Raw genomic sequence first — 15,553 nt, 5'->3', positions numbered from 1 at the left:
TTTAAAAACAGCCACCATCTCCCAGTCATTATCTTGATTCCCGGAACTTGACAAATAATTTATATCCTTTATCATTTTTTAAAGACGGAATTTTCGGAAGGGATTTGACCGCATGAAACGTTTAATCGCTTTTTTGATTCTTTTTATACCTGGTGCCTTTGCTGCCTATGGCATAAAAATAATGAGGGACATGGTATTCGGTATTTTACAGCCTCCCTATCCATTCCTTTGGCTGCAATTTTTAATAGGACTGCTCATAACGATTGGCGGAATAGCCTTTATCGCCGGCTTCATCCTTCATCGAGACCGAAAACAAAATAAGGTCCAAAGCAGGTTCACTAAATTTTAAACGTAAATAGAAGGTGCCATATCTCATATGGCACCTTCTTTTTTTATCTTGATTTCAATCCTTCTCTGATTCGTACGGCTTCCTCGGGAAAATCGGTAATGATGCCGCTGCACCCCAGTTTGAATAACCGCTTCATCTCTGCTTCTTTATTAATGGTATATGGCCGTACAGGAACACCCATACTCATCGATGCTTGAATTAGTGCATCAGGGGCAACCCTTATATTTGGGTGGATCGCACTACCGCCTATTGCCTTGGCATATATCCACGGCATGTATAGACCATCCCTATATAGCGGTGCGGTTTCCAATTCAGGTGCCAATTGGTGGCAATTGACCAAACTGCAGTGATTGAATGAAGAAAGGATTACCCTTTCCTCCATTTCGTAAGTACGGATGAGCCGGATGACTTTCTCTTCTAAGCCTGGATACAGAAAAAGAGTATTTTTCAATTCAATATTGCAAAAAAGCTGATTATCGTAAAGCCAAATAAATAGTTCTTCAAGCGTCGGAATCTTTTCTTTTCCCAATTTACCCTTATGGGTTGCAGAAGCATTAAGTTTTTTTAACTCCAGCAAGGTCCGCTCTTTTACATACCCCGAGGCATTCGTTGTACGATCGAGCTTTTCATCGTGAATGATGACCACTTCCCCATCTTTGGAGAGCTGGACATCCGTTTCAATTCCGTCCGCCCCGACACGGGCAGCTTCTTTGAACGCCGCCATCGTATTTTCCGGATGTGTACCTGCAGAGCCTCGATGCGCAAAGATTAAGGTCATGATGAAACGCCGCCTCTCTCAATAATTGTTATATCCCAATTTATGAACAGAAACAGCAAATTATTTTCATCTAGATCAATCCTTCAATCAAAATGCAGGTGATTATTTTCTGCATAGAATGTTCCTTTCGTCAGAACACCCAATTTCTTTTCCAAGCTTTTGATTTGCAAGCGGATATCCGGGATGTTTGTTCGTATTGAAAACTTTGCTCACCCAATCTTCCCGGAGAAATTTCATATACATCCTGCTTTTCCTTCATTGATTAAGTTCCATTATTTTTGATTTATATAAAAGCAAAATCTCATTCAATTCTTCTTTAAAAGATCACGGTTAAATCCCTTCACTTTTATTAACGTTTTCCGTTCCATTCGATTCCCGATTAATTTCCCCTTCTTTTCAACCGTGAAGATATTTTCGGCTTTCAGGAAACTCCCGCTGGTTTTCTGTCCGATCTTTTAACCACTGCTACCTACTTCGTCTAAAATGATCTGTACCGCTTTTTCGACCAAACAAAAACGCCTTTTATTTATGGGATTTCCTTTAAAATCCAATAAATAAAAGGCGTTTAATTTTTTAAACCGGCGTAAAAATTTTGAAGTTGCCGATTAGAAAAAATCAAGAAGCAACTTCTTCCTGTCCTTTGCCTCCAGAACGGAGAGTTCCTATTTATATTTAGCGGCTCTAGCCTTTATATGTTCAATTGTTACCCTGAATCCTTACAACCGGTTTTTCCCTACCCCTGTCAAGAAGCTTTATGTTCGAGGCGCAGCTTATCGGCAACCATGGCAATGAATTCGGAATTTGTAGGTTTTGCCTTAGTCATGCTTACGGTATATCCGAAAAGAGATGATATGGATTCTATATTTCCACGGCTCCAGGCCACTTCAATCGCATGCCGGATAGCACGTTCGACACGGCTGGCCGTAGTATTGTATTTTTTTGCGATATCCGGATATAAAACTTTGGTGATAGAACCCAATAGTTCAATATCATTATATACCATCGATATCGCTTCCCTTAAATACAAATAGCCCTTAATATGTGCAGGCACTCCAATCTCGTGAATGATGCTTGTGATGCTGGCATCGAGGTTCTTCGGCTTGGATTCATTTTGGGGACGATAGCTAAATTGACTATGATTTTTTAAAACCGCCTGCCCTTTACCGCTTACCTGACGTATGTGATTGGCCAGATTTTCCATATCGAATGGTTTCAGGATGAAGTAAGACGCACCCAAATCAACAGCTTTTTTCGTTACATCTTCTTGACCAAATGCAGTAAGCATAATCACATTAGGCATAGCACCCCGTTTTACTTCACGAAGTTTTTCAAGTACACCTAACCCATCCAAATGAGGCATGATAATATCGAGGATCAATATATCCGGATCAACGCTTTCAAGCATCCCCAGGCAATCTTGACCGTTATGTGCCACCCCAATTACTTCCATGTCTTCCTGTGCAGAAATGTATTCATCCAGAAGGCCAACAAGTTCTCTATTATCATCTACAACGCACACCTTAATTTTTTTCACGCTTGATTTCCTCCTCAACTACAATTGGTCTTTTTTTCTATATGACTAAATTCTATTGTAATTGAACTTTTCGACAATGGAAACTAAATTCCTTTTATTTTTGAAAAAATATAAGGAATTCAATATTATTCTCCGGATATCTCTTGTTTTCGACTTCGTTTGCTATTCGAATAAAGCGATTGTCGAAAAATCTTCATATCGTTATCATTTTATCACATCGTTTCAAAAAAACCTCTATTTTTTAAAGAAATCAAATTTAATTCCTACCCAAAACCTCTGCTAACCATAACTTTCCATTAAAAAGGGGCATCCAAAAGGATACCCGGATTCTTAGCTTGCCTTTTCAAAATTATTTTTGTCGTATATATTTATACCGGCTTCGTTTAACATCCATTCGATATGGACTCCATACCCACTTGTAGGATCATTAACGAATACATGTGTGACTGCACCGATTAATTTCCCATTTTGTATGATAGGACTGCCGCTCATACCTTGAACGATCCCACCTGTTTTTTGCAGCAATTCTTTATCCGTCACTTTTATGACCATACCTTTAATTGCAGGAAACTTCTGTGGTATGGAACTGACGATTTCGACATCGAATTCCTCCACTTTAGAACCGTCCACCACTGTAAGGATTTTTGCTGGTCCTTCCTTTACCTCATGGGAAAGGGTGATGGGGAGTGGCTTGTCGTTAATTCCATTTTTATAATCTTGATTTAATTTCCCAAAAATTCCAAAGGGGCTATTGCGATTGATATTTCCTATTTTTTCTTTATTAGAAGAAAAGCGTGCCAATTTTTCTCCGGGATCACCATTGCTTCCTTTTTCGATGGATGTGACCGTCGATTGAACAATCTGTCCGTCCTTAACAACAATCGGCTTTTTTGTGTCCATATCGGATATGACATGTCCCAACGCCCCATATTTTTTTGAATCCGGGTGATAAAACGTCATCGTTCCGATACCAGCTGCCGAATCACGGATATACAAACCCAATTTGTAAGTTCCTTCATTCTTATCTTTTAGAGGTAATAGGGTACTGTGGAGCACTTCATTATCACGGTTAATGACAAGATTCAACGCCTCACCCTTTTCACCTGCCTGCTGAACAAAAGGGGTTACATCCCCCATCTTCTTTATCGTCTGACCATTGATTTCTGTAATAATATCACCGATTTCAATTTTCGCTTTTTCTCCCGGTGATTTTTTCCCCTGCGCAGTATCAATAAGATGATGACCTACTACGAGCACCCCAAGAGTATTAAGCTTTACTCCAATGGATTGGCCACCAGGCATGACCTTAAAATCTTTTAACACCCTGATGTCGACCTTTTTGGCAGGCAAGCCTGCTACATCCAGTAACACTTCATTCGTACCCGGTTTCTCAGCACCAAGTGTAATCGAGGCTTGTTCATCATGAAGCGAAATTCCATCACTGGATCTCGAAGTTTTTGCAGAAACAGGCAATGACTTGGAAATACTATATTGACTTCCTTCAAATAGTACAAGATGATTTGGAATTAAAAAATATTCACGAGATGGCTGGTATAACCCTAATGTTAATAGCGAAACAAGGAGAATTCCACCGATGATTCTGTTTATCCATATAAATTTCAATCCATTCACTCTCCTCGCTCTCTGAAACTTAATGGCTACACCTTTAATTTAGCCCTCATGACAGTCATTTATAACAGGTGCAAAAAATAAAAGCTATCCGTTTTTGGATAGCTTTACAATGAATGCTTATGATTAGTTTAATTAATCTACTTACCGGCCCTTCATGATGTTATCTTCAGCCTTTTGGCAAGCTGGATTAATTCATTGGCATGTTGTTTAGTCAAATCCGTTATCTCTACTCCTGAAATCATCCTGCCAATTTCTTTTATTTTTTCAGTTTCAATTAACGGCTTTACCGAGGTATTCGTGCGTCCGGCCCTTACATTTTTCGCTATGAAAAGGTGAGTATCCGCCATAGCTGCCACCTGTGGCAAATGGGATATGCACAGTACTTGTGATCCAGTTGCCACTTTATAGATCTTTTCTGCAATGGATTGCGCAACCCGTCCGCTCACACCTGTGTCCACTTCATCAAAGATAATGGACGTTATGCCTTGGTGCTTGGAGAATATGCTTTTCAATGCAAGCATGATCCTCGACAGTTCACCACCAGATGCGATTTTAGATAGAGGTTTTAATGGTTCACCTGGATTGGTGGAAATATAAAATTCCATTGAATCCAGCCCTGACTGATTGATGCCCCTATCTGACAATTCATCGAAAGTATAGGCCGTTTGAAGGAAATGTGGTTCGAAAATTGTCTTTTCCATGTATAAATCTTTTAATTCCTGATGAATCTTTTTTGTTAGCTGCTGAGCGAATTTCTGGCGAAGTTCAGACAGGTTCTTTGCTTCGACAATTAAATCTGCCTTGATGGATTTCATTTCCTTTTCAAGCTTCGCTATATGGGTTTCCCTATTTTGAAGTTTTTCGACTTCTTCTTCAATAGCGGCCCCATATTCCAGGATTTCCTCGATTGTCCGCCCGTATTTACGCTTTAATTGATTTATTTCATTAAGGCGACTTTCAATGAACTCGACCCGTTCTGTATCATAATCCAAAGAGTCTAATTGGTCACGGATGTTAGACACGGCCTCTTCAAGCAGGAAGTAGCTATTTGAAACGGTTTCAGAGCTGTTCTTTAAACCTTCATCAAGCCCTGCCGCTTCCTCCAAATTATTCATGGCTACGGAAAGCCAATCAATTGCATGCTGCTCACCATTTAAAGCATTATAACTGGTTTGCAGCGCTTCATGGATTTTTTCAAAATTATTAATTTTCTTCCGCTCTTCCATCAATTCCTCATCTTCGCGTAATTTCAAATCAGCTTTTTGGATTTCGTCGAATTGAAATTGGATCAAATCAAGGCGGTGGACCATTTGCTGTTCATTTTGGCTCAAACCATTCAATTGTTTAGAAGCGGTTTCATAACGTTTATATAGCTTTTGGTATTCAGTGAGTGCAGATGCGATCTTTTCACCGCCGAATTGATCGAGCAGTGGAAGATGGAGTCGTTCGTCCATTAATTCCTGATGTTCATGCTGGCCATGGATATCTATCAACGTCCGTCCTATCTCACGTAAGATGGCAATCGTTACAAGCTTTCCGTTTACCCTGCAAACGCTTTTGCCGCTCAGTGAGATATCCCTTCGAAGTATCGCCATCCCATCATTCATATCGATGCCAAACTCTTCCGCTTTGGCAAAGACGGGGTGTTTTTCATCTTCAATTTGGAATAATCCTTCTATTTCAGCCTTCGACTCACCATGCCGAATGAACTCTGCAGAACCACGTCCCCCCACCAAAAGATGAACGGCATCTATTATGATTGACTTCCCTGCCCCTGTTTCTCCTGTCAAGACCGTCAAGCCTTTCTCAAATGAAACGGACAGGCTGTCTATGATCGCAAAATTCCTAATCGATAATTCTGTTAACAAACTAGGTCACCTCACAACATTATTAGAGCATGTCCAAGAATTTGCCGGAAATGATCTTTGCATCTTCCTCAGAACGGCAGATAATTAAACAAGTATCGTCGCCGCCGATCGTTCCGAGTATTTCTTGCCAATTTAAATTATCAATCAATGCACAGATTGCCTGGGCATTACCTGGAAGCATCTTCATAACCAGCAAATTATTGGCTGAGTCAATGCGCACAAATGCATCGACAAGGATTCTCTTTAATTTTTGAAGTGGATTGAAACGTTGGTCGGCCGGCAGACTGTATTTATATCTTCCATCCGTTAAAGGCACTTTTACAAGGTGAAGCTCTTTAATATCCCTAGAAACAGTGGCTTGAGTTACATTGTATCCAGCTAATTTCAATTCTTCAACTAACTCATCCTGGGTTTCGATATCATTATTCGTTATAATGTCCCTTATTTTTATATGTCGTTGTCCTTTATTCATAAGTAGAAGCACCTCTTCTCAACTGTTGCTCATTTAATGGTAATGGTTCACTTTCATTTCTTACTTAAGCAGTCTGTCCCAATATGGGATTGCTTCAATCATCAGTACGTGCAAATAGGCCGCTTTTGAAAGTGGCTAATATTAATGTTATCGGATTTTTATGCAATTGTACAACTTTTTTCTCTAAAAATGAATATAAGTCTATTATTTGTACTTACCTATTTTATGTATCCATCGATAAATGATTCAAGTACATGACGCACAATGTATAGTTAAAAAGCTCCTTTAGCCAACCATTCAGCCAAAGGAGCCCATACAAAGTTCTAGCTATTCTTTTTTAAATTGGGCATGGGCCTCTCCAACGATGTCATCAACCGTTTTCGAAAGCAATATCGTTCCAACTTCCTTTGAGCCTTGCCAGTGTAAATGAAGTAAGAATTCAATATTCCCATCACCGCCGGTAATCGGCGAGAAGGAAGCATCCTTAATATCATAGCCTTCCTTTATAGAAAAAGAAATGATCTTATCCAACACTTGTTTATGGATTTTGGGATCACGAACAATCCCCTTTTTCCCCACTTGATCCTTCCCAGCTTCGAATTGCGGTTTAACCAAGGCAACGACATCACTATTCGGGACGAGCAAGGTCTTTAGCACCGGTAAAATTAACGTAAGCGAGATGAAAGAAACATCAATGCTTGCAAAGTTTGGCATCTCCCCATCGAGATCGGCGGGTGTAACATAACGGAAATTGGTCCGTTCCATTACTTTTACCCGCTCATCCTGTCTAAGCTTCCAGGCAAGCTGATTATAGCCGACATCAAGCGCATAAGACATTATGGCGCCATTTTGCAAAGCACAATCCGTGAACCCACCAGTTGATGAACCTATATCAAGCAGTATTTTTCCATTCACTTGTAAATCGAATTCCCTTAATGCCTTCTCAAGTTTTAGACCGCCTCTTGAAACATAAGGCATGACTTTTCCTTTGATCGTAAATTCGAGATCGACCGGTACTTTTTCCCCCGGTTTTTCGTACCTTTCTTCATTCGCGTAGACAAGACCTGCCATAACCATACGCTTCGCTTTTTCACGTGTATCGGCCAGGCCTTGTTCTACAAGTAATACATCTACTCTTTCTTTCATCACTTTCATATTGTCAGGCCCTTTTTTCTTTTTTGGGTGTTATCATTTTAATCTTTTTGATGGCTGTCTCAGTCGTTAAACCGATTTCTTCAAGAAGTTCATCGACACTTCCATGTTCAATGAAATAATCAGGTATTCCCATTCGATCTATAATTGCCCCATAAAATCCTTGATCATGGGCATATTCAAGTACAGAACTACCAAAACCACCTTGAAGTACAGCTTCTTCTATTGTCAAGATTGGCATTTTTTCACCAAGGAGACTGCTTAACATGTTCTCATCCAAAGGCTTAATGAACCGGGCATTGATCACCTTAACTGAATAATCGTCTTTCTCCAGCAGTTCTGCCGCTTCAAGAGCCATGGGAATCGTTGTTCCGAACGTTAAGATCGCAGCATCCGTTCCTTCTTTAAGAACTTCCCACGAACCGATTGGAATCTGCTTTAATTCGGTATCCATCACAACTCCCCAACCATTCCCACGAGGGAAACGCATAGCAATCGGACCATCATTATAGTTTAAGGCTGTATTGACCATATGCTGGCCTTCGTTTTCATCTTTAGGCATCATCAACACCATATTCGGAACATGGCGTAAGAAAGCAATATCGAAAACGCCTTGATGCGTTTCACCATCGGAACCGACCAATCCGGCACGATCGATCCCTATGAATACGTTCAAATTTTGACGGCAGATATCATGAACGACCTGGTCATAAGCTCTTTGCAGGAAGGTTGAATAAATAGCCAGGAAAGGTTTCATTTTTTGCGTTGCCAATCCTGCAGCAAAAGTTGCAGCATGCTGCTCGGCAATCCCTACATCATAGAAACGCTCTGGGAACTCTTGAGAAAAGCCCACCAACTTCGATCCTACGGGCATTGCAGGTGTAATCGCGACAATCCGCTCATCGTCACGAGCCAGCCTGCTGACAGTATCACTTACAAGAGCGCTCCAAGCAGGACCTTTACTAGGGGATTTCACGAAATCGCCAGTCTCGATCTTATATGGACCTGTCCCATGCCAGTTCCCTGTTGTATCCAATTCGGCAGGTGAATATCCTTTGCCCTTTTTGGTGATGACATGCAACAGTACAGGTCCCTTCGTTTTCTTGGCATATCTTAAATTCTCCAGCAATTCTTCATAATTATGACCATCTACCGGTCCAAGGTATGTGAAACCAAGCTCTTCGAAAAAGATTCCTGAGACCAATAAGTACTTCATGCTATCCTTCAAGCGTTCAGCTGTAGCTGCAAGTTTGCCACCGACTGCAGGTATTTTTTTCAAAAGCAGCTCCAATTCATCTTTTGCCCAGTTATATTTACCTGCTGTCCGCAATCTTCCCAATATCGTGTGTAAAGCACCTACGTTAGGGGCTATGGACATTTCATTATCATTCAGGATAACGATCATGTCCTTTTTTTCATCACCGATATGGTTCAACGCTTCAAGCGCCATTCCGCCTGTTAGTGCACCGTCCCCGATTACAGGCAGAATAAAACTGCTTTCACCTTTGATATCACGGGCAGCCGCCATTCCCATTGCAGCTGAAAGGGAAGTCGAACTGTGACCTGTTTCCCAAACATCATGGGGGCTTTCAATCATTTTCGGAAAACCGCAAAGACCTTTATATTTCTTTAAGGTGTCGAACTCTCCTGCTCTGCCAGTCAGGATTTTATGGACATAGGATTGATGTCCGACATCCCATAAAATTTTATCATTCGGACTGTCGAATTCTTTATGCAAGGCTATAGTCAACTCGACGACACCTAAATTGGGCCCAATATGCCCACCCGTCACCGATAATTTTTCCACAAGAAATTTACGTACTTCCACACTTAACTCAACAAGTTCTTCATTATTCATCTTCTTCAAAAAAGAAGGGTCTTTTATAGATAGAAGATCCAAACAGGACCACTCACTTTCTGTAATTTTCGGTTGTAAGCATAAACAAAGCCTCATTAAAGAGGAATGGATGACTAGACCGAAAAATTGGTTTTAAGTTAAAAAATAGCCGCCAACACCCAGGTGATTTCGGCGGCTTATCATACCTATTTTATCACGTATCTCAATAAAAAAATTCATTTTGATTTTCACATATTTTTGCACAATGAGTATACCATAAAACCTCAATTGATAACAAATTTAGCCACAATCAATGATTACGGTTCGCTATTAAATCAGTTAGATCGTTCAACAAACCCGTTTGTAAGGTTGTTTTTCCTAAAGCGGCATGGGCAAGTTCTATATGATGTTCCAACTTTTCCTTTGCCCCTTGAAGCGTAAGTAAAGATGGATATGTACTTTTATGATTCCCCACATCACTGCCAACCGGCTTGCCGATCAACTCGACCGTCCCTTCAATATCCAGGATATCATCGCGAATTTGAAAAGCAAGCCCCAGGTGGTATGCAAAGTCACGTAAATGCAGTTGCTGTTCTTCATTCGCCCCGGCTAATATAGCACCGGAAAGGATGCTTGCAGTCAATAACTTCCCTGTTTTATGTTCATGTATATACTCCAATTCCTGAAGGGTCAACTGTTTATTTTCACCTTCCATATCCGCAACTTGACCTCCAACCATTCCTTCGGCTCCGGCAGAATTCGCAATTTCACTTACCAGGTTCAGCTTCATTTCAGCCGTCACCTCGGGATCGATCATATCCGTCACCAATTGAAAGCTATATGTAAGAAGCGCATCACCTGCCAGTATTGCTACCGCTTCACCGAACACTTTATGGTTCGTCGGTTTTCCGCGGCGGAGATCATCATCATCCATCGCCGGAAGATCATCATGAATCAAAGAATATGTATGAATCATTTCAATGGCAGCCGCTGCAGGAATCCCCATCCTCAAGTTTTTTCCAAAGGCCTCCAGAACGGCAAAGACCAATAACGGGCGAATCCGTTTACCTCCTGCCTCCAGTGAATAGACCATGGCTTCTTTGACCACTGCCGGAGCTTTAAGTTTATTGACATATTCCACGATTTCCCGTTCTATAATCGCCTTATATTCTTTAGAAAACATTTCAAAGGACTCTGTACCCATGTCATTCTTCCTCCTGTACAGCGAAGTTTTCAAGTTCCCCATCTTCGCGTAAAATTTGAGTCAACTGATCTTCAACAGCCTTAAGCTTTGAATGGCAAAGCCTTGATAAATCCATTCCTTGTTTATATATGGAGATGGCTTCTTCCAACGGTACATCGCCTTCTTCCAATTGCTCTACAATTTTTTCGAGATTCTCCATCGCTTCTTCAAATGTAGCTTCCTGTTTTTTTGTCATGGTTCAATCCGCTCCTTTATTTCTTTAATTTCACATTCAAGTGTTCCATCTTTTATCGAAACCGCTATCTTATCCCCTTTGGATACTTGCTGTGTACTTTTCACCAATGTCTCATCCTCAGCAAAAACCAATCCATAACCCCGTTCCATGATTTTTAGTGGACTTAGGGCAGATAAAGTGGCAGTTATATGGACGAACTGCTGTGATTTTTGCCGATAGATGGCTTCCATGGCCCTACGTAAAACCTTTGCATGCTGCTGTAATTCATCTTTCGCATTTTGCACCGCTTGTTCAGGATGCTGTTTTTTCAGAATATCGTTCAGCTGATTCAGCTCATCTCTCTTTTTCATGAAATACCGGGTGCTGGTCCTTCCTAGCCTGTCCATCGTCTTGTCGAGCTGTTCCAGCTTCTGTTCATACATTTTATGTGGATAACGGAAGGCATAAGACCTCTCCATCCTGGTCAACCGGGTTCGTTCAAAATTCACCGCTTCTTGAATGGAGCGGGTCAATCGGTTCTTGCGGTTCATCAGGCGTTCGAGTATTTCATTCAAGTGAGGAACCGCTAACTCTGCTGCACCAGTCGGTGTAGGTGCACGCATATCGGCGACAAAATCAGCAATTGTAAAGTCGGTTTCGTGACCGACAGCAGAAATTACCGGTATATCGGAATCATAAATCGATTCAGCCACAATCTCCTCATTAAACGCCCATAGTTCCTCGATCGATCCGCCGCCCCTTCCGACAATGAGAACATCGCTTTCCGCCCTTGCGTTAGCCATGGAAATTGCCTTGGCAATCGATTTAGCTGCATTATTCCCTTGTACAAGGGCTGGATAAACGATGATCCTGGCAATTGGATATCTCCGCTTGATGGTTATCAGGATATCCCTTAATGCCGCTCCGGTCGGCGATGTTATGACACCTACAGACTTAGGGTACTGCGGGATCGGCTTCTTGTGTTCGGCCAAAAACAAACCTGCCGCCTCCAGCTTTTTCTTCAGCTGTTCATAGGCAAGATACAAATCCCCCACACCATCAGGGGCCATGCTTTTCACATAAAGCTGATACTGTCCCCCTGCTTCATATAATGATATATCACCCTTAACAAGTACCTTCATGCCATTTTCGGGCAGGAATTTCATCCCTTTATTATTGGCGGCAAACATAACGGAGAGGAGTCGGGCTTTCTCATCCTTTAAAGTAAAATACATATGTCCGCTTGTATGTTGTTTGAAATTCGAAATTTCACCTTTTATGTATACATTTTGCAAATGGGGGTCGGCATCGAACTTCCTTTTGATGTACTTCGTTAAAGCCGACACACTCAAATATTGTTGGTTGCTCATATCATGTCTCCTTCCGATGGAAATCGGATATAAAGAAAACCGCTATAGATTACACTTGAAACTTGATCAATCCATGAATGGAAAAAAGCGGTCTCCCGTTATTATAAAACAAGAGGTCCGCTTCTTTAAAATAATTTAACGTTTTTTCAGCTTTTTATTGCTTGCTCGTACTGTTCATGTGCTTTTTGAGCAGATTTGACCGTATTCTTCATAAGCATGGTAATCGTCATTGGACCAACGCCTTTAGGAACAGGTGTAATGTATGAAGCCTTATTTTTCACTTCATCAAACGCCACATCACCGCAAAGCTTCCCTTCATCATTCCTGTTCATTCCGACGTCAATGACGACTGCGCCTTCTTTAATATGGTCACTCGTAATCGTGTCCCTCTTTCCGACTGCTGCCACAACGACATCGGCTTGCTTTGTATAATAGGCAAGATCCTTTGTCCGTGAATGACAGTATGTAACGGTTGCATTTGCATTTAAAAATAATTGTCCAGCTGGTTTTCCGACGATATTACTTCTCCCTACGATGACAACATGCTTACCTTCAAGGTCATAGTCGATATACTCAAGCATCACCATGACGCCGTATGGAGTACAAGGTAAAAAGGCATCTTGCCCCGTCATCATCCGCCCAATATTAATCGGGTGGAATCCATCAACATCCTTTTCAGGCGAAATCGCTTCAATGATCGCTTTTTCCTGAATATGTCCAGGCAATGGCAGCTGCACCAATATACCATGAATGCTGTCATCCTGGTTTAATTCAGCAATGCTCTGAATTAATTCCTCCTGCGATAGCTCCTCAGGCTTTTTAATCAATACAGAATGCATGCCCAAATCCTCACAGGCCTTTTGCTTATTGCGCACATAAGTTTGTGATGCTTGATTGTCACCCACCAGGATTACAGCCAAACCCGGAACGATATTTTTTTCACGTAATTGTTGAACTTCCTTACTGATGTCCTGCCTAACTGACTCTGCAATTTCTTTACCATTAATGATTTGAGCTGACATGTGTTTATTCCTCCCAAGTTAATTTTGCTAAAGAAATTGCTGCGAGAATCCTTGTTCAAGGCTGCAACTTTAGCTGCCGCTTTTCACCTTTACCTTGGATAAAACGGCATTTACAAAGCTGCTCGATTGATCATCACCGAATTTCTTAGCAATTTCAATAGCTTCATTCATTGCAACACTTACAGGAACATCTTCACTGTGAACCATTTCATAAACCGCGATCCGCAGTAAATTCCGATCAATGTTCGCCAGTCTTTCCAACGTCCAATTCTCTAAATTGTCCCTGATCATTCCATCAATTTGTTCTCGATTTTCCGATATCCCCATTACTAATTTCCTGAAATATTCATCAGTTGGAGCACCATCCAATACGCTTTCCATTGCTTCTTCTGCATTCGAGTTGGCAATATCTATCTGATATAGTGCTTGAAGGGATTTTTCACGGGCTTCTCTTCTTTTCATAATCTTACTCCTTTAACATCTACTATTATATATGAAAATGCTAGAACAAACGAACATTAAATAACATTTTTTCAAAAATATTAAGATTTTCGCTATTTTTTTAAAAAAATCAAGCTAAATCCCACTAAATTCAAGGCCAAAAGGGTTCAATATCTTGAATCAAGATAACATCTCAAGATTACTTTCCAATTAAACGGCCAACACAGTCCCATACTTTTTGAAAGTGTCAAAAAGCTCATGCCTAGCTTTCATGCTCATATTTCACCTTTTACACTCTAACAGAAATCACCCTTGAATTAAAGGGAAACTTCCAGACACCGCTTTATTATGTTCATTTAAATTTAATATTATAAGCAGGCTCCAAATTAGGGGTATCACGGAGTATACATTCAAAAAAACAAAAACCCGGCTTTTTGCCGGGTTTTTGCAGGTGTGAATCGAATGAACACTTACACTTCTTGTTCGTAATCCGCTTCTTGCTTAGCGTTTTCAAACGCAATGCCCACTACATGAATGTTCACTTCGCCAGCGTCGATGGCGGTCATATTCAACAAAGCTTCACGAATGTTATCTTGCACTTCCTGAGCAACTTTCGGAATTGAAACACCAAACTTCATGACACAATAAAGTTCGACTTTGATGGATTCTCCCGTTAAGTCCACTTTAACACCTTTACCGTGGTTCTTTTTACCAAGCTTTTCAACAACACCCGTAGCGAAATTCCCGCGCATATGTGCAACACCTTCAACTTCAGATGCAGCGATACCCGCAATCACCTCTATTACCTCAGGCGCAATCTCCACTTTGCCCAGCCCACTATTATAATCATTCATTTCCAGTAATTGGCCTTCCATTTCACTCATTCAAAAGCACCTCCTGTCTTCCTTTACATTATGAGTTCATTACATCATATATTTCAAGGAATTTGGTATTAAATTCCCCGGAAACAAATTGTTCATGTTGAAGTAACTTAATATGGAAAGGAATTGTGGTACTGATCCCTTCAATGACAAACTCACCTAAGGCGCGTTTCATCTTCTCGATCGCCTCTTCTCTAGTCGATGCATGGACGATCAATTTAGCGATCATGGAATCGTAATACGGCGGTATCGAGTACCCAGGGTATGCCGCGGAATCCACACGAACTCCGTAGCCGCCTGGCGGTAAATACATTTGAATCTTACCTGCGGAAGGCATGAAATTCTTTTCTGGATTTTCCGCATTTATCCGGCATTCGATAGACCATCCGTTAAAAGTGACATCTTCTTGTGAAAGCGATAGTTTATTACCTGAAGCAACTTTGATCTGTTCTTTAATCAAATCCACGCCCGTTACCATTTCCGTAACTGGGTGTTCAACCTGGATACGTGTATTCATTTCCATAAAGTAGTATTTTCTATTCACATAGTCATAAATAAATTCTACTGTTCCGGCACCTGAATAATTAACGGCAAGTGCAGCCGTCACTGCCGCCTGCCCCATTTCCGCACGTGTTTCACCATCCAACGCTGGTGACGGGGTTTCTTCAACAAGTTTTTGCAAACGTCGTTGGACCGTACAATCACGCTCACCTAAATGGATGGCGTTGCCATGATTATCTGCCATGACCTGTATTTCAACGTGACGGAAGTCCTCGATGAACTTTTCAATATACACGCC

General features: G+C 41.1%; 15 protein-coding genes. 1 reads left to right on the top strand and 14 read right to left on the bottom strand.

The genetic code is table 11. The features are described from left to right. Window positions 1-112: 112 nt before the first annotated feature. Entirely contained in the window at window positions 113-349 is a 237-nt protein-coding gene (locus ACFVSH_RS11255) for a DUF2627 domain-containing protein (RefSeq protein ID WP_192205447.1), read from the top strand. A gap of 43 nt (window positions 350-392) precedes the next feature. Here ACFVSH_RS11255 and ACFVSH_RS11250 read toward each other — a convergent pair whose 3' ends face one another. The 14 genes from ACFVSH_RS11250 to ACFVSH_RS11185 all read right to left on the bottom strand — a co-directional run. Beyond that, complete coding sequence (locus tag ACFVSH_RS11250; RefSeq protein ID WP_387597856.1) at window positions 393-1,127, bottom strand: glycerophosphodiester phosphodiesterase; 735 nt, start codon at window positions 1,125-1,127, stop codon at window positions 393-395. Window positions 1,128-1,869: 742 nt separating this feature from the next. Next, entirely contained in the window at window positions 1,870-2,661 is a 792-nt protein-coding gene (gene spo0A, locus ACFVSH_RS11245) for a sporulation transcription factor Spo0A (RefSeq protein WP_192205450.1), read from the bottom strand. A 330-nt stretch (window positions 2,662-2,991) separates the two neighbouring features. Further along, window positions 2,992-4,284: a SpoIVB peptidase gene (gene spoIVB, locus ACFVSH_RS11240; protein WP_260284659.1), complete on the bottom strand. Its 1,293-nt coding sequence runs from the start codon at window positions 4,282-4,284 to the stop codon at window positions 2,992-2,994. A 161-nt stretch (window positions 4,285-4,445) separates the two neighbouring features. Beyond that, a complete protein-coding gene (gene recN, locus ACFVSH_RS11235; RefSeq protein ID WP_387597862.1) occupies window positions 4,446-6,161 on the bottom strand; it encodes a DNA repair protein RecN in 1,716 nt (571 codons plus the stop codon). Window positions 6,162-6,183: 22 nt separating this feature from the next. Continuing rightward, window positions 6,184-6,633 (bottom strand): transcriptional regulator AhrC/ArgR, encoded by a 450-nt coding sequence (gene ahrC / locus ACFVSH_RS11230; protein WP_034308279.1) that lies wholly within the window; start codon window positions 6,631-6,633, stop codon window positions 6,184-6,186. Between the two features lie 327 nt (window positions 6,634-6,960). Continuing rightward, window positions 6,961-7,788: a TlyA family RNA methyltransferase gene (locus ACFVSH_RS11225; RefSeq protein WP_387597865.1), complete on the bottom strand. Its 828-nt coding sequence runs from the start codon at window positions 7,786-7,788 to the stop codon at window positions 6,961-6,963. 4 nt (window positions 7,789-7,792) lie between these two features. Then, a complete protein-coding gene (gene dxs, locus ACFVSH_RS11220; RefSeq protein WP_387597868.1) occupies window positions 7,793-9,685 on the bottom strand; it encodes a 1-deoxy-D-xylulose-5-phosphate synthase in 1,893 nt (630 codons plus the stop codon). A 247-nt stretch (window positions 9,686-9,932) separates the two neighbouring features. Then, the gene (locus tag ACFVSH_RS11215; protein WP_387597871.1) at window positions 9,933-10,826 is read right to left on the bottom strand and encodes a polyprenyl synthetase family protein; all 894 of its coding nucleotides are present in this window, start codon (window positions 10,824-10,826) and stop codon (window positions 9,933-9,935) included. A 1-nt stretch (window position 10,827) separates the two neighbouring features. After that, complete coding sequence (locus ACFVSH_RS11210; protein ID WP_034308286.1) at window positions 10,828-11,061, bottom strand: exodeoxyribonuclease VII small subunit; 234 nt, start codon at window positions 11,059-11,061, stop codon at window positions 10,828-10,830. Then, on the bottom strand, window positions 11,058-12,410 hold the full coding sequence (gene xseA, locus ACFVSH_RS11205) for an exodeoxyribonuclease VII large subunit (protein ID WP_260284664.1): 1,353 nt from the start codon (window positions 12,408-12,410) through the stop codon (window positions 11,058-11,060). The genes ACFVSH_RS11210 and xseA overlap by 4 nt, the downstream gene beginning before the upstream one ends. Window positions 12,411-12,556: 146 nt before the next feature. After that, window positions 12,557-13,432 (bottom strand): bifunctional methylenetetrahydrofolate dehydrogenase/methenyltetrahydrofolate cyclohydrolase FolD, encoded by an 876-nt coding sequence (gene folD / locus ACFVSH_RS11200; protein WP_387705954.1) that lies wholly within the window; start codon window positions 13,430-13,432, stop codon window positions 12,557-12,559. 69 nt (window positions 13,433-13,501) lie between these two features. After that, a complete protein-coding gene (gene nusB, locus ACFVSH_RS11195; protein WP_387597877.1) occupies window positions 13,502-13,894 on the bottom strand; it encodes a transcription antitermination factor NusB in 393 nt (130 codons plus the stop codon). A 449-nt stretch (window positions 13,895-14,343) separates the two neighbouring features. Then, a complete protein-coding gene (locus tag ACFVSH_RS11190; protein WP_222620245.1) occupies window positions 14,344-14,748 on the bottom strand; it encodes an Asp23/Gls24 family envelope stress response protein in 405 nt (134 codons plus the stop codon). A gap of 37 nt (window positions 14,749-14,785) precedes the next feature. Beyond that, a partial coding sequence (locus tag ACFVSH_RS11185) for an ATP-binding protein (protein WP_483878301.1) occupies window positions 14,786-15,553 on the bottom strand: 768 nt, incomplete at its 5' end.

Source organism: Peribacillus sp. NPDC058002, assembly GCF_042886655.1.
Classification (GTDB): Bacteria; Bacillota; Bacilli; order Bacillales; family DSM-1321; genus Peribacillus; species Peribacillus aracenensis.
This window is presented reverse-complemented; position numbering and strand designations above follow the sequence as displayed.